The organism is Ruegeria sp. C2 (assembly GCF_056537765.1).
The window spans coordinates 429,329-444,442 of sequence record NZ_JBQFRZ010000002.1; the positions used below are offsets into that span (position 1 = coordinate 429,329).

The window sequence follows — 15,114 nt, forward strand, 5'->3', positions numbered from 1 at the left end:
CGTACCCCCTTTGTTCCAAGTGGACGACAAGGGGAATACGTCATGTTGCGTTATCTGTACGCGGACGAGCTGCATAAATTTCCAGCTCTGGCCAAGGGGATGTTTCGGGACCGCGCCGATCAGTTCAAAACCCGGCTGGGATGGGATGTGAAGGTTAACGAACACGGGGAAGAGCGGGATCAATATGACGATCTGAACCCGCTCTATGTGATCTGGGAAGAGGCGGATGGCAGCCATGGCGGATCGATGCGGATCCTGCCGACGACTGGCCCGGTGATGGTAAACGAAGTATTCGGGCACCTGACCGGAGCCAGCCCGATCTGTAGCCCCTTGATCTGGGAAGTGACACGATTTTGCCTGTCGCGCACCGCAAGCGCGCATACGGCGGGGGCCATCATGCTCAGTGGGGGCGAGGTGATGGAAGGCTTTGGTCTGACTCACATCGCGGGCGTGTTTGATGCGCGGATGATCCGGATTTACCGCATGATCGGGTCTTCACCGGTGGTGCTGGGTTCGGAAGGGGCTGGTCGGGATCAGATATCGGTCGGCCTGTGGCCTTATTCGGCAGACGATTGTAACCGGGTTGCGGCCCGTGCGGGCATCCCGCGTGAGCTGTCCCGACTGTGGTTCAAGGCGGCGTTCGGCAACACCGCACAGCATCGGTTTGCTTTGTCCGCCTGACCCGGGTGGAAATCGCATTCGGTGTCTGGTGGCGGGCGGCGCGTCCCTGTAGGGTCGCGCCATGTCCTTGCCCCAAGTCACCTTTTCCGAAGATCAGGCCACCGCCTTCGACAACATTGCCGAGATGTTGCGCACCGCCGGTGTCGACCTTCACGACGATGCTCTGCTGAAACTGCCGGGCGGCGGGCAATCGGGTGTCATGGCTGTGATTGGTAAGGCGGGATCGGGTAAAACCCTGTTACTGGCCGAGCTTTATAAGGCGTTGGCCGAGTCCGGAGTCAACCTGATCTCGGGCGATTTCGAAAGCCGCAAAGCCCGAGATAAGCGCAGCCTTGCGATCCTTGCCCCGACGAACAAAGCCGCCAGCGTATTGCGTTTGCGTGGTGTGCCCGCGACAACCATTCATCGCATCCTATACACTCCGGTCTACGACCCGGAATATGAGCGGATCGCGGAATGGTTGGCCGGCAATGACGAACGGCCCGAGATTGAGGGGCTGACGGACGAGGCGCTGGATCGTGCCGCTGCATTTTATGCCAACAACAAATCCATCCCGGGTGCTTTGGCTGCGGCCGGATTGCGTGGATCCGACTTCATCACCGGCTGGAAGCGCCGGGAAGAGCCTTTGGACATCGGCTTCGTTGATGAGGCCTCTATGCTGGACGATCGCCAGTTCGAGGATTTGAAGGAGATTTTCCCTACATTGCTGCTGTTCGGTGATCCCGCGCAGCTGGCGCCTGTGAATCAGTCGGGCTCAATGGTGTTCGACAGCTTGCCAGAGCCGCGCAAACAGATTTTGCACCGGGTGCATCGGCAGACAGCGGACAACCCGATCCTTGACCTCGCACATGCACTGTCCGATCCGGCGATGGGATTTGAGGATTTCGAACGTCTGATCGAAGAGACTGCCCGTAAGGACGACCGTGTGATCTGGGGGCAAAGGGTCGAGGTTGATCTGATGGCGCGCAGCCCGGTTCTGGTCTGGCGTAACGCCACCCGAATTCGTCTGATCCAGGCATTCCGCAATGTTCATGGTGCGCCAGAGACAGAGTTGCTGGAAGGTGAGCCACTGATTTGCGATGGCATTGAACTTCCTTTGAAGCACCGCAAGAAGCGGCTGGACCTTGAGGCGCGTGGCCTGATCAAGGGCGCGCAGGTCATCTATCTGGGTCCTGGCCGCAAGCCTGGGTTTTCGCGTCTGCACGTCATGGGGGCCGAAGACCCTCAGGTCAGCGCGGCATCGATTGTACAGATCGAAAAACCGGATGAGGAAGAGCCGTTCATTCCCTATGCTGCCCGTATGGGGGCCACATTCCTGCACGGTGCTGCCGTGACGATTCACAAGGCGCAGGGGTCCCAGTGGGATACGGTTCAGGTGTTCGCGCCCGATATCTACGCTGCTGCCCGCATGGGACGGACCGAGGCAGGGCAGCCCTTGTGGAAGCGCCTTGCTTATGTGGCCATCACCCGTGCGCAGGAGCGGCTGGTCTGGGTGGTGCGTAATCGGTTGTCCAAGCCGACCCACCCCCTGCGCGTGGACGATTTGCGGGCCGAGGCTGCGCCTGCACTGACTTTAGAGGCAGAAGAGACATGAAAACGATCATAGTCACCGGCGCTAGTTCGGGCATAGGCCGAGCGACGGCCGAGCTATTCCTCTCCGAGGGATGGGTCGTCGGATTGTTGGCGCGCAGCGCGGACAAGCTGCACAAGATGGCCGACGGGCGCGACAACGCAGTTCCTCTGGTCGCGGACGTGACCAATCCTGATGCCGTTACAACCGCCTTCTCTGAGTTCATGGCGAAGGCCGACCGACTGGATGTCCTGTTCAACAACGCTGGCATTTTCGCGCCCGGCGGCACCATCGACGAGATCGCGCTTGAGGACTGGTACAACTCGGTCAATGTAAACCTGAATGGCATGTTTCTATGCGCCCGTGCAGCGTTTGCAGCCATGCGGGGACAGCAGCCTCAGGGTGGGCGGATCATCAACAACGGTTCGATTGCGGCCCATGTGCCGCGCCTGAACTCGGTACATTACTCGGCGACAAAACACGCAATCACCGGCCTGACCCGCAGCCTGTCTTTGGATGGGCGCGTGTTTGATATCGCCTGCGGACAGATCGACATTGGAAATGCGCGCACACCGATGATTCAGGATCTGGTCGACAAGGCCATCGCTGCAGGGGAGATGCCCGACCCAACCATGGATGTCGACGATGCAGCCCGTTCGGTTTTGCATATGGCCAGTTTGCCGCCGGAGGCGAACGTGCAGTTCATGACCGTCATGGCAACGACCATGCCCTATATCGGGCGAGGATAACGGTTAATTTTCGCGCAATAACCGGAAGGCGGTCGATGCCCCCCAACCGGCAGCGATGGCGATAGCCAGCGACATCAGGCCGTACCAGATCGGCTGCTGACGGGACATATTATATAGAAACCGTTCCAACCCCACCTTGCGCACGTCGATCGATGTCTCAAAGCTCGATACGACATTGCCGCCGCGGGTCAGGAAAATGCGGGCGGTATAGTCACCCTCGGTCAGATCTGAAGGCATTTCGATCGATGTGCGGAACAAGGTTTGCTCATCCACCGCAACGGTGTTCTCCCGGATCGAATAAAGTCCTTCGCTTTCGCGGATGCGAATAACCGCAGCCGCAAAGTCCTGCGCGCCCTGAATGTTCATATCTGCGCCAACCGACCGGATGGCGCGCTCGATCGAAACCTTGTTACGTAGGTCTTCCGTATTGGTCAGTACTTCGCCAAACGGTGCACTGGTGGCAACTGCGTAAAAGCTGGGGGCAAGATCGACGACAAGACTGTCAGTGTTCACCCAGATACCAAACTTCTTTTCTTTGCGCCGCACGGTGACGGGTTCGGACGGGCCGACGACCGACACGATCACTTCAAGCGGAGGTCCTTCAGGGATCGGAGCTTCGCGCTTGACCGCACCAAAGACAAGAATCTCCGAGCCGTCGAAATTCGCGGTGATCGAAACGCGGTCCTGAGACAGGCCAAGAACAACCTGTTCTTCGGCGGCGTAAGCTGGCAAGCAGATCAGGCAGAGGGCGGCTATCAGACGCAACATCTCAATGACCTCCCGCATCGCCCAGTGAATACAGCTCAGCCGGTTGCAGCAGCAGGTCCAGCGCGAGTTTGCCACAAACCACCAGAACAAGGGCAGCCAGCAGAACACGCAGCTGCTCGGCTGGCATCCGCGCTCCGATCACCGTACCGATCTGAGCACCAACCACGCCGCCGACCAGCAGCAGAACCGCGAGGACTACATCAACCGTATAGTTGGTGGTGGCATGCAGCATGGTGGTGAACGCCGTCACAAAGATGATTTGGAACAGCGAGGTTCCGACCACCACCTTGGTGGGCATCCCAAGCAGGTAGATCATCGCAGGCACCATGATGAACCCGCCACCAACGCCCATGATCGCGGACAGAATGCCAACAAACAGTCCAACCATCACCGGCGGGATGACCGAGATATACAGCCCCGAGGTCCGAAACCGCATCTTGAACGGCATCGCGTGCACCCATCCGCGTTGACGGCGCTTTGGGGTTGCGCCGCCGCCCTTGCGGGACTTGCGCAGGGCATTCAGACTTTCGACAAACATCAGGCTGCCGATTACGCCAAGGAAAACGACATAGCAAAGCTTGACCAGTAGATCGACTTGTCCAAGGCTTTTGAGATAGTTGAACAGGATCACACCCAGGGCGGCCCCAATCAAGCCGCCGACCAGAAGCACCGTTCCCATTCTAAGATCAACCGTTCGGCGCCTGAAATGAGCCAGAACGCCCGAAAAGGACGATGCGACGATCTGATTGGCCTCGGTCGCGACCGCAACGGCGGGGGGTATTCCGATGAAGAACAAGAGCGGCGTCATCAGAAAGCCGCCGCCTACTCCGAACATGCCAGATAAGATCCCCACCAAGCCGCCCAGGCCAAACAGCAAAAAGGCATTTACGGAGACTTCGGCAATCGGAAGATAGATTTGCATGGCTTCTTCTAAACGGGAAGGGTCACGCCGCGCGCGGCAGCGGATCCCGGGACAACGTAAAACTCAACAGACGAAGCGCACGCAACAGCTTGGCCGGTAGATGCCTGAGCTGCAGAGTTGTTGCGGGGCAAGTCCATACCTCTTTAGAACGGTTGCGGCATACAAAATCAACTCCGTATGCCGCTTTGCAGCAAACAGGACTGCAGGGCAGTCCAGAACTGGCCTTATCAGCGCTCTTTCACATAGGGTTCGCCGCCTGCGCGTGGCGGTACAGCTTTGCCTACGAACCCAGCCAGGATCACCACGGTCAGGATGTAAGGCAGAGCGTCCATGACCTGTACCGGTATCACCACTCCTCCCAGATCGATGTTCTGGAATCGAAGTGCGATGGCCTGCAGCAGCCCGAACAACAGGCAGGCCCACATCGCATGCCAGGGCCGCCATTTCGCAAAGATCAGGGCAGCCAAAGCGATGAACCCGCGCCCTGCGGTCATCTCTTTTACGAACCCTGCTTGTAGCGCTGTTGCCAGATAGGCCCCTGCGATCCCGCATAGCACACCGCAGATCGCTACAGCCGCATAGCGCAGGCCGACGACCGAGACACCGGCGGTATCCACCGCAGCTGGGTTTTCGCCAACCGCGCGCAGGCGTAGCCCAAACCGGGTGCGGAACAGAATCCACCAGGTCAGAGGCACCATTAGGAAGGCCGTATAGACTAGGACAGAATGGCCGGACAGAAGCTCGGAATAGATCATATGCGGGACGTTGGTTTCGGACATCAGTTCGGAAACCGGTTGCCCGGTTAATTCGGCGTCCGTAGGACCGATGGCATAGGGGAACTCAGCGGATTCAAACCGCCCACCGCCGAACAGGGACGGTGTGCGACCGCCCTGCTGAAACCAGCTCTGCGCTACAAGAACCGTCATGCCAGAGGCGAGGAAATTGATCGCAACGCCCGAGATCAGCTGGTTGCCCCGGAACGTGATCGATGCAAACCCGTGCAGCGCCGAGAGGACCAGAGAGGACGCGATTCCCGCCAGCAGGCCGAGCCAGACCGATCCGGTTACCGCGGCCACGGCAGCCGAGAAGAAGGCTGACATCAGCATCTTACCTTCGAGGCCGATGTCGAAGATGCCCGCACGCTCGGAATAAAGCCCTGCCAGACAGGCAAGCAGCAGAGGTGTTGCCAGACGAATGGTCGAATCCAGAACCTGGATGAGAGTCAGGAAGATATCCATCAGGTCGATCCCTTCCGGAAGCTCAGGAACAGCTTTTCAAGCGGCATCCGTACCATGTTGTCGAGTGCGCCGGTAAACAGGATGACCAGCGCCTGAATGACCACGATCAGCTCGCGTGGGATCGATGTCCACAGCGCTAGTTCTGCGCCACCCTGATAAAGGAAGCCAAACAGGATTGCGGCCAAAAACACGCCGAACGGGTGCGAGCGGCCCATCAGCGCAACCGCAATCCCGATGAACCCGGCCCCTTCGGTCGAGTTCAAAACCAGCCGTTCAGCCTCGCCCATTACGTTGTTGATCGCCATCAGGCCTGCCAGAGCGCCCGAGATCAGCATGGCAATGATGGTGATTTTGACCGGCGAGATACCGGCGTAAACAGCCCCGGTTTCCGAATGGCCGTAGGCGCGGATTTCATACCCCAGACGCGTGCGCCAGATCAGAGCCCAGACAACGACGCAGGCGATAAGCGCCACGAAGAACGAGATATTCGCAGGCGCGCCTCGGAACATCACGTTCTCAGCGGTTGAGAACATGGATTGGAACGTTGGCAGATGAACTGCCTCGGGGAAACGCGCGGTCGCAGGGTCTTGCGAGCCTTGCGGGCGCATCACGTTGACAAGCATGTAGTTCAGGAAAGCAGCAGCGATGAAGTTGAACATGATCGTGGTGATCACGATATGGCTGCCGCGCTTGGCTTGCAGATAGGCCGGGATCGCCGCCCAGGCTGCGCCAAAGATCATCGATGCGGCGCAGGCGGCCAACAAAGCAATGGTCCAGTGCGGCCAGGGCACGGATAGGCAGACGATAGCAACGCCCAAGCCCCCCAGCATGGCCTGACCTTCGCCACCGATGTTGAACAGGCGTGCGTGAAAGGCCACGGCAACGGCCAGACCAGTAAAGATGAAGTTCGTCGCGTAATAGAGCGTGTATCCCCAGCCATAAGTCGACCCCAAAGCGCCCGTGACCATCAGGTTCACCGCTTCAATCGGGTCTTCTCCGATCGCGAGGATGACAAGTGCCGAAAGGATTGTGGCCAAGAGCAGGCTGATCAGCGGGATCAGTACCACATCGGCCCATTTGGGCATTTTTTCCATGATTCAGGCGGCCTCTCCTGCAACACCGGCCATCAGCAGGCCCAGTTCTTTTTCATCCGTCTCGGCGGGCAGACGCTCGCCCATTATATGTCCATCGAACATCACCGCGATCCGGTCTGAGAGCGAGAAGATTTCTTCCAACTCGACCGAGACCAGCAAGATCGCCTTACCTTGATCGCGCAGAGCGACGATCTGCTTGTGAATAAACTCGATCGCACCGATATCCACGCCGCGCGTGGGTTGCCCGACCAACAACAGGTCAGGATTACGCTCGATTTCCCGTGCAACGACGATCTTCTGCTGGTTACCGCCCGAAAAGCTCTTGGCGGTCAGCCAGCCATTGGGCGGGCGCACGTCGAATTTTTCGATCTTGGCTTCCGTGTCGGCGCGCAGGGCGGCGTTATCCATGAAGATGCCGCGCTTGTAGGCAGGATCGCGGTGATAGCCGAAGGCCACATTTTCCCACGCGTGAAACTCCATGATCAGGCCTTCGCGCTGTCGGTCTTCGGGGACATGGGCGATGTGCTGCGCGCGCCGCGCCTGACCGTCCGAACCCGCACCGCTGAGAGCAAGAGGTTCTCCGTTCAGTTTGATTGATCCTTGACCGGGCCGCATTCCGCCCAAAACCTCAAGCAATTCGGATTGCCCGTTCCCGGCGACGCCGGCGATGCCGACGATCTCGCCCGCGCGGACCGTCAGGTTGATGCCTTTGACACGCTCGACCCCGGCACCGTCGATGACGCTGAGATTTTCGATCTCAAGAACCGGCTTGCCCGGTTGGGCAGGTACTTTGTCGACCTGCAGTAACACCTTGCGGCCCACCATCAATTCGGCCAGCTCCTGTGGGTTGGTGTCGGCGGTTTTGACGGTCGCCGTCATCTCGCCCCGCCGCATCACCGAGACCGTATCGGTGTTTTCCATGATTTCCCGCAGCTTGTGGGTGATCACGATGATAGTCTTCCCCTCGGACCGCAACCGGTCGAGGATACGGAACAGTTGATCGGCTTCGGCAGGGGTCAGAACGCCGGTGGGTTCGTCCAGAATCAGTATCTCGGCTTTGCGGTAGAGCGCTTTCAGGATTTCGACCCGCTGCTGCATGCCCACACCGATCTCATCGATGCGTTTGTCCGGATCGACAAACAGCTCGTATTCTTCTTCGAGCGCTTTCAGTTCCTTGCGGGCTTTCGCCAGCGATGGTGCAAGCAGCCCACCATCTTCAGCACCTAGAACGATGTTTTCCAGAACGGTGAAGTTTTCCACCAGTTTGAAATGCTGAAACACCATCCCGATGCCCGAGGCGATAGCGGCCTGACTGTCGGGAATGTCGGTCTTGGTTCCGTTGATCCAGATCTCACCTTTGTCGGCTTTGTAGAAGCCGTAGAGGATGCTCATCAGCGTGGATTTGCCCGCACCGTTTTCACCGATGATCCCGTGGATCGTGCCGGGGGCGACGCTGATGGAGATGTCTTTGTTAGCCTGAACCGGCCCAAAGGCTTTGGAAATCCCTTTGAGCTCAATGGCGGGGACGGTCATGTCTTGTCCTCAATTGCCGAAGGGGCCGCATGCGGCAGAATGGTTGCGAGGCGGAGGACATATCCACCGCCCCGCGCGATATCAGAACTGCAGTGCCGGGCAGCTGTCGTTCTCGTAATAGCTGACAACACTCACGTTGCCGTCGATGATATCCTGACGGGCCTTGTCGACCGCGGCTTTCATGTCATCGGAAACCAGCGGAGCGTTGTTTTCGTCCATCGCATAGCCAACGCCATCTTCGGACAGGCCCATGACGAATACGCCGGTTTCAACGCCCTCACCCGCTTTCATCGCTTCATAAACGGCGACGTCCACACGTTTCAGCATCGAGGTCAGAACTTTGCCCGGATGCAGGTGGTTCTGGTTGCTATCCACACCGATAGACAGGATGCCCTCGTCCGCAGCGGTCTGCAGCACGCCAACACCGGTACCGCCAGCAGCGGCGTAAACCACGTCAGCACCCTGGCTGATCTGCGCTTTGGTGAGCTCTGAACCTTTAACCGGGTCGTTCCATGCCGCCGGAGTGGTTCCGGTCATGTTTGCAACCACGTTGATATCGGGGTTCACGGCTTTGGCGCCTTGCGCATAGCCGCAGCCAAAGTGACGGATCAGCGGAACATCCATACCGCCGATGAAACCCACGGTGCCGGATTTGGACGCCATCGCCGCCATCATGCCGACCAGATACGAGCCTTCATGTTCGGCGAAACCGACCTGACGCAGGTTAGGCGCGTCCAGCCATGTCACGTCGACCACAACAAAGGTCGTGTCCGGGTAGTCGGCCACAACAGCGCTGAGCGGGTCGGCCATGCCGAAGCCCATGGTGATGATCGGGTTCGAGCCCGCTTCGGCAAAGCGGCGCAGGGCTTGTTCGCGCTGGGCCTCGGACTGCATCTCGATCTCGCGGTAGGTGCCGCCGGTCTCTTCCGCCCAGCGTGAAGCACCGTTATGCGCCGCCTCGTTGAACGACTTGTCGAACTTGCCACCCAGATCGAAGATCAAGGCGGGTTCGGCCAGTGCCGCGCCAGCTGTCAGTGCAACCGCTGCTGCGGCGCCCATCAAGGATTTCATAAGGGTCATTTGTTACTCCCGTTGGTTATTATCGGTCTGGGGCCAATATACCCCGCCACCCACTCAGAGCGAGCATACTTGTTGTGATGGCGGGAATTAAGGCCGTTTGCAACAGCCCCGGTCAACTGAATTTTGATCGGCTGGTCAAAAAAATTGGATTATTTGCTGTCTAAGTGGCGTTCCATCATGATGGCATCCACTTTCGGGCCGTTATTGCGCCGATAATAGGCAGTGCGCCGTCCGCAGGGCGTATATCCTGACATTTCGTACAATGCGATGGCCGCAGTATTGTCCGCAGCGACCTCAAGAAACGCCCGCGATGCCCCCAGTTGCTGAGCGCGAGCTTGCCAATCTGCCATCACCCGCCGGGCAAGGCCTCGTCGTTGGTATTTTGGGTGAGTCGCGATGGTCAGCAGTTCTGCCTCATCCGCGATTACCTGAAACAAGGCAAAGGATCGCTCGTCGCCAGCAAGATGGGTGAATCGTCCGTTCAGCAGATCAGCAAATTCTGATGCGCTCCAGGGGCGGGACTGCGTAAAAGCCGCCGCATGGATCTTGGCGAGCGCGTCCGGAGTCATTCGTCCAGCAGGACCGGTGGCACATCGCGCGACGGTGCGGCATCGGCAGGCCTGACATAAAGCGGAGCTGGCGACGTTTGGGTGGATTGCCAGCGGCGGGCCGCCAGTTGCGCAATCGCCTCAACCTGACGGGCAGGTTCATCGCAGAAGAACAGGGGGGCAAGCGTTTCCGCTTCGTTGCGAGCGACCAGGCGCGGTGTTGTGTCGGGCTGAATATAGACCTGTTCGCGTGGTGCTGGAATCGCGGGGATCTGACCCGGGGCAGCCAGTTCCGCCAATGCATCGAACCCGGATACTCCGACCGCTGGAACGCTGAGCCCCAGCGCGAGCCCGCGCGCGGCAGAGACAGAGATCCGAATACCGGTAAAGTTGCCTGGGCCAATGCCGACGCCGATCGCATCAAGGCTTTGCCAGCTTCGCCCATTCCGCGTCAGCAGCTCTTCGAGCAACGGCATGAGCCGTTCGGCCTGACCGCGGGTCATGGGCTCGACGATTGTGTCGATGATCTGATCGCCACACAGCAAAGCGGCCGCGCAATGCGCGGCCGATGTGTCAAATGCCAGAATCGTTGGGTCAGACCGCAACGGGGCGTACCTCGGTTACCTCGGGGATGTAGTGGCGCAGCAGATTCTCAATTCCCATCTTCAGCGTCAGAGTCGAAGATGGGCAACCCGCGCAAGCCCCTTGCATGTGCAGATAGACAACGCCGCGGTCAAAGCCGTGGAAGGTGATATCGCCGCCGTCCTGCGCAACAGCGGGGCGCACACGGCTGTCCAGCAGGTCTTTGATCTGGTTGACGATTTCAGCATCTTCACCCGTATGCTCAGCATGGCCCGAGGCGGTTTGGGCATCTTCTCCCATTACCGGTTGGCCGGACTGATAATGCTCCATCACCGCGCCAAGGATGGCGGGTTTGATATGGTCCCACTGAACGTCATCAGATTTTGTGACAGTGACAAAATCGTTGCCAAAGAACACGCCCGTCACACCGTTCACCCCAAAAATGCGCTGTGCCAGAGGTGATTTCTCAGCCGCTTCGGCGCTTGGAAAATCTGCCGTTCCCGCCTCAAGCACCGTCTGGCCAGGCAGGAATTTCAATGTGGCCGGGTTGGGTGTGGATTCGGTCTGGATGAACATGGCGCGGCTCCGTTTAAGGTGACCCTGATATGCGCTCAGGCGCGTGTGAAGTCAAGATTTGGAACCGTTCTAAATTGATGTGGCGTAAGAAATCACGTCATTCAAACGGTCGTCACCCCAGAACAGCTCATCCCCGACAACAAAGCTGGGTGCGCCGAAGATATCCAGCGCCTTGGCCCGGTCGACCTGACCGAACAAAGCGGCCTTGATTGCAGGGTCATTGATACTGTCGATCAGGTCAGGTGATGCATCCGCAACCGTCAGACAATCTGCCAGAAACTGCAGGTCGGAAATATCCCGACCCGCGCCAAACTGCCCCGAATAGACGGCGCGGGAAAAGGCTGCACGTTGGTCAGGATCGTCGATGGCCAGCGCAAGGCGTGCCGCTTTCAGACTGTTCTGAGGGAAGATGTCCGGGCGCTTGAGCGGTAGTTCGCGCGCGGCGCAGAGACGTTCCATATCGCGCCACATATACCGACCTTTTGCAGGATAAAGGTTAAACGGCGAGGTTTCCCATCCCTGTGCGGCAAAGATCGGACCCAATAAAAAAGGCTGCCATTCGATAGCCACGCCATGATCCGAGGCCACGGCCTCGACCCGCATTGCGCTGAGATAAGAATAGGTCGAGGCGAAATCGAACCAGAACTGGAGTTTTGCACTCACGGGTCGGCCTCAGGTAATCTCTTCAAGCTTTTCCTTGCTTAGATCGCCGGGCACGATGGTGATCGGGATCGGCAGGCTACCTGAGTTGCGGGTCAGTTGCGTTACCAATGGGCCGGGGCCTTTCTTGTCGGTGCCTGCACCCAACACCAGAACGCCGATCTCGGGGTCGGATTGAACATGTGCGATAATCTCGGGCACCGGGTCGCCTTCGCGAATGGCCAGTTCAGGTTCAACTTCTTGCTTGTCGCGCATCCATTTGGCGAAAACTTCGTAATGGGCATGAATGCGTTCACGAGCCTCTTCGCGCATGACTTCTGCCACGCCGATCCAGTGGTTGAATTCGTCCGGAGGAATGACGGACAGGATCGTGACACCACCGCCTGTATGCGCCGCGCGCATGGCCGCAAAACGCATTGCATTCAGGCATTCGCGGCTGTCATCCAGAACGACCAGGAATTTACGCATATTTGTCCCCTGACTGTTTTCGCGATCATGCCCGACCGGGCATGCACTGGCAACTAGCGGCTGCTCGCGGCCCAATCCCAGTACATCTCGCGGGCGCGGCGGGCAACAGGGCCGACCTGATATTGCGTGTCATCCAACGCGGTGACCGGAGTCACCTTGCTCATGTTGCCGGACATGAACACCTCATCGGCGTTGTGGAAATCATCAAAACTCAGAACGGTTTCGTGCACGGCCACGCCATCTGCGCGCAGGTTCTTGATGTGGCGGGCGCGGGTGATCCCGGCAAGAAATGTACCGTTGGGGATGGGGGTGAAAACCTCTCGATCGCGAACCATGAAGATATTGGCCGTTGCCGTTTCGGCCACGTGACCCATCGCATCCGCCACCAGAGCATTCGAGAACCCTTTGGACCGCGCCTCGGCCAGCATTCTGGCGTTATTTGGATAGAGGCAGCCAGCCTTGGCATTTACGACGGCAGATTCCAGCACTGGGCGACGAAACCGTGTGGTTGTCAGCGTGACCGAGGTAGTTTCGGGGGCCATCGGAATCGCTTCGAGGCAGATCGCAAATCCCGTACTGTTTTCCTGCGGCACAATCGCCGTAACATCGCCGTCGATGCCCCAATACATTGGGCGGATGTATACGGCGGTGTCAGGCGCATAGGCCTCAAGCCCTTCGTGAACCAACTCAACCATCTGTTCAGTTGTGATGGTCGGAGTCAGCATCAACGCCTCGGCAGAGCGGTTCACGCGGTCGCAATGAGCGTCCAGGTCAGGCGTCAACCCGTCGAAGAACCGTGCGCCGTCAAAAACCGACGACCCCAACCATGCGCCATGGTCGGCTGCGCGCATGATCGGTGCGTCCCCGTCATGCCATTGACCGTCGAAATAGGTGCGGATGTTTGTGCCGACTGCCATCGTGTTCTCCCTCAGTTCGGGGAAAACCTAGGTTGGGGCTGGCGCAAGGTCCAGTGGTTTATCCATGATGCAACGGCAGTGCTTCGCGTTTGACCATGGTGCGCAGCGCGAAGTTCGATCTGAGGTTTCGAATCCCCGGTATCTGCATCAGCCGGTTTTCCAAGAACGCATCAAAGGCGTTCAGATCTTTCGCAACAACGCGCAGAAGGATGTCCCGAGATCCGGTCATCAGATAGCATTCCATCACCTCGTCGCACCGACGGATCGCTTTCTCAAAGGCATCGATCGCATTGCGGTCCTGCTTCTCCAACTCGACCGAGACAAAGATGGAGACGCCAAATCCAAGCTGTTCAGGATCGACCTGCGCGGCATAGCCGGTGATGATGCCATCGCGCTGCAAACGCTCCAGCCGCCGCGCGCAGGGGGTTGGGGACAGCCCGATATGCTCAGCCAGATCGATGACGGTCATGCGGCCATCTTTTTGCAGGGCGCGAATGATCTTTGCGTCTATGGCATCCATAGAGGATATACCTATTAGTTTATACGTTCATAGAGAATAACTCCAACCTAAGGCGATATCCAGCTGTACAATGGCGAAAATCTCTCGCCTGAAAGTGGCAAACTCTTCGGGACATTCCGGAGGAGGCTTATGGAAATCACCGAAGTTGATGCGCCCGGGCACGAGCGCGTGGTTGAATTCAAAGACAACGCGCTGGGCCTGTTGGGCTATGTTGCAATCCACTCAACCCAGCGCGGACCAGCGGCTGGGGGCGTGCGGATGCGGCCCTATGGTCACGCGGCCGAGGCGCTGCAGGACGCGCTGCGCCTGTCGCGTGGCATGACGTTCAAGAACGCCGCAGCCGATCTGCCGCTGGGCGGTGGCAAGGCGGTGATCATCGGTGATCCCGGCATCGACAAATCACCTGAACTGCTCAAGGCTTTCGGGCGCGTCGTGCAGAGCTTGAACGGGCTTTACTGGACCGCCGAGGATATGGGCATGACACCCGCCGACATGGCGCATATCGGGGCGCAGGCGGATTACGTGGCCGGGCTGGCCGACGGAGCCTTCGCCAGCGGTGATCCGTCGCCCATTACTGCGCGTGGGATTTTCAACGCGGTCCGTATAACCGCATGGCACCGGTTCGGGAAGACCGATCTTGATGGCTTAAGGGTCTCGGTCCAGGGGCTGGGCCATGTGGGTGAGCATCTCTGCCACCTGTTGCACGACGCAGGCGCGCATTTGATCGTTACCGATATCGATGCACAGCAATCGGCGCGCGTTGCCGAACGGTTCAACGCGCAGGCGGTTGCCCCCGACGCGATTTACGGTGTCGAGGCCGACATCTTCGCCCCCTGCGCCATCGGTGGTATCCTGAATGAAACCAGTGTCCCGCTGCTGCGGGTCGGGGCAGTTGCGGGCGGCGCGAACAACCAGTTGGCCAATGACAGCGACGCGCAACTGTTGCACGACAGGGGCATCCTCTATGCCCCGGATTTCGTGGCAAACGGTGGTGGGATCATAAATGTCGCAACCGAGATTCTGCGCGTGGCTGATCGCGAAGATTGGGTGGCGCACAGGTTGCAGGCGCTGGAGCAGACCATGGATCGTATTCTGATGCGAGCGAAGGCTGAGGCGATCAGCCCGCACGAGATTGCCGAGGCCATCGTATACGAAACGCTGCGTGCCGAAGCCGCTTGAAGCAAGTAACGCCGCCCTTATTGGGGCGG

Annotated in this window: 17 protein-coding genes; 4 read left to right on the plus strand and 13 right to left on the minus strand. The window is 58.8% G+C overall.

All coding sequences use genetic code 11. From position 1 onward, the window contains the following. Nucleotides 1–42: 42 nt before the first annotated feature. The 3 genes from ACR0IV_RS11835 (at nt 43) to ACR0IV_RS11845 (ending at nt 3,000) form a co-directional block, all read left to right on the plus strand. Nucleotides 43–681 carry an acyl-homoserine-lactone synthase gene (locus tag ACR0IV_RS11835; protein ID WP_480659305.1) on the plus strand — a complete coding sequence of 213 codons (639 nt, stop codon included), beginning with the start codon at nt 43–45 and terminating at the stop codon, nt 679–681. A gap of 61 nt (nt 682–742) precedes the next feature. Continuing rightward, entirely contained in the window at nt 743–2,275 is a 1,533-nt protein-coding gene (locus ACR0IV_RS11840; RefSeq protein WP_480470884.1) for an ATP-dependent DNA helicase, read from the plus strand. Next, nucleotides 2,272–3,000, plus strand: coding sequence for an SDR family oxidoreductase (locus tag ACR0IV_RS11845; protein ID WP_480659306.1), 729 nt, complete (start codon nt 2,272–2,274; stop codon nt 2,998–3,000). The genes ACR0IV_RS11840 and ACR0IV_RS11845 overlap by 4 nt, the downstream gene beginning before the upstream one ends. Nucleotides 3,001–3,003: 3 nt before the next feature. On the opposite strand, the gene ACR0IV_RS11850 is transcribed toward ACR0IV_RS11845, so the two are convergent. From ACR0IV_RS11850 to ACR0IV_RS11910, 13 genes are all read right to left on the minus strand, one after another. Next, entirely contained in the window at nt 3,004–3,768 is a 765-nt protein-coding gene (locus ACR0IV_RS11850; protein WP_480470882.1) for a TIGR02186 family protein, read from the minus strand. A gap of 1 nt (nt 3,769) precedes the next feature. After that, nucleotides 3,770–4,690, minus strand: coding sequence for a sulfite exporter TauE/SafE family protein (locus ACR0IV_RS11855; protein ID WP_480659307.1), 921 nt, complete (start codon nt 4,688–4,690; stop codon nt 3,770–3,772). Between the two features lie 227 nt (nt 4,691–4,917). Continuing rightward, nucleotides 4,918–5,928 carry an ABC transporter permease gene (locus tag ACR0IV_RS11860; RefSeq protein WP_480470880.1) on the minus strand — a complete coding sequence of 337 codons (1,011 nt, stop codon included), beginning with the start codon at nt 5,926–5,928 and terminating at the stop codon, nt 4,918–4,920. Next, complete coding sequence (locus ACR0IV_RS11865) at nt 5,928–7,022, minus strand: ABC transporter permease (protein WP_480470879.1); 1,095 nt, start codon at nt 7,020–7,022, stop codon at nt 5,928–5,930. Before ACR0IV_RS11865 ends, ACR0IV_RS11860 begins: the two co-directional genes overlap by 1 nt. 3 nt (nt 7,023–7,025) lie before the next feature. Further along, nucleotides 7,026–8,555 carry an ABC transporter ATP-binding protein gene (locus ACR0IV_RS11870; RefSeq protein WP_480659309.1) on the minus strand — a complete coding sequence of 510 codons (1,530 nt, stop codon included), beginning with the start codon at nt 8,553–8,555 and terminating at the stop codon, nt 7,026–7,028. 81 nt (nt 8,556–8,636) lie between these two features. Beyond that, nucleotides 8,637–9,635 carry a BMP family lipoprotein gene (locus ACR0IV_RS11875; RefSeq protein WP_480470877.1) on the minus strand — a complete coding sequence of 333 codons (999 nt, stop codon included), beginning with the start codon at nt 9,633–9,635 and terminating at the stop codon, nt 8,637–8,639. A gap of 149 nt (nt 9,636–9,784) precedes the next feature. Continuing rightward, nucleotides 9,785–10,204 (minus strand): GNAT family N-acetyltransferase, encoded by a 420-nt coding sequence (locus ACR0IV_RS11880; protein ID WP_480659310.1) that lies wholly within the window; start codon nt 10,202–10,204, stop codon nt 9,785–9,787. Beyond that, nucleotides 10,201–10,788 carry a tRNA (adenosine(37)-N6)-threonylcarbamoyltransferase complex dimerization subunit type 1 TsaB gene (gene tsaB / locus ACR0IV_RS11885; protein WP_480659311.1) on the minus strand — a complete coding sequence of 196 codons (588 nt, stop codon included), beginning with the start codon at nt 10,786–10,788 and terminating at the stop codon, nt 10,201–10,203. The genes ACR0IV_RS11880 and tsaB overlap by 4 nt, the downstream gene beginning before the upstream one ends. Then, the gene (locus tag ACR0IV_RS11890) at nt 10,778–11,341 is read right to left on the minus strand and encodes a NifU family protein (RefSeq protein WP_480470874.1); all 564 of its coding nucleotides are present in this window, start codon (nt 11,339–11,341) and stop codon (nt 10,778–10,780) included. Before ACR0IV_RS11890 ends, tsaB begins: the two co-directional genes overlap by 11 nt. Nucleotides 11,342–11,410: 69 nt before the next feature. Then, on the minus strand, nt 11,411–12,004 hold the full coding sequence (locus ACR0IV_RS11895; protein ID WP_480659313.1) for a DsbA family protein: 594 nt from the start codon (nt 12,002–12,004) through the stop codon (nt 11,411–11,413). Nucleotides 12,005–12,013: 9 nt separating this feature from the next. Continuing rightward, complete coding sequence (locus ACR0IV_RS11900) at nt 12,014–12,469, minus strand: universal stress protein (RefSeq protein WP_480470872.1); 456 nt, start codon at nt 12,467–12,469, stop codon at nt 12,014–12,016. A 53-nt stretch (nt 12,470–12,522) separates the two neighbouring features. Further along, the gene (locus tag ACR0IV_RS11905) at nt 12,523–13,386 is read right to left on the minus strand and encodes a branched-chain amino acid aminotransferase (protein WP_480659315.1); all 864 of its coding nucleotides are present in this window, start codon (nt 13,384–13,386) and stop codon (nt 12,523–12,525) included. A 58-nt stretch (nt 13,387–13,444) separates the two neighbouring features. Continuing rightward, nucleotides 13,445–13,906 carry an Lrp/AsnC family transcriptional regulator gene (locus ACR0IV_RS11910; protein WP_480659317.1) on the minus strand — a complete coding sequence of 154 codons (462 nt, stop codon included), beginning with the start codon at nt 13,904–13,906 and terminating at the stop codon, nt 13,445–13,447. 129 nt (nt 13,907–14,035) lie between these two features. On the opposite strand from ACR0IV_RS11910, the gene ACR0IV_RS11915 reads away from it, so the two are divergent. Further along, nucleotides 14,036–15,085, plus strand: a complete 1,050-nt coding sequence (locus tag ACR0IV_RS11915; RefSeq protein WP_480659318.1) for a Leu/Phe/Val dehydrogenase — start codon at nt 14,036–14,038, stop codon at nt 15,083–15,085. Nucleotides 15,086–15,114: the final 29 nt, after the last annotated feature.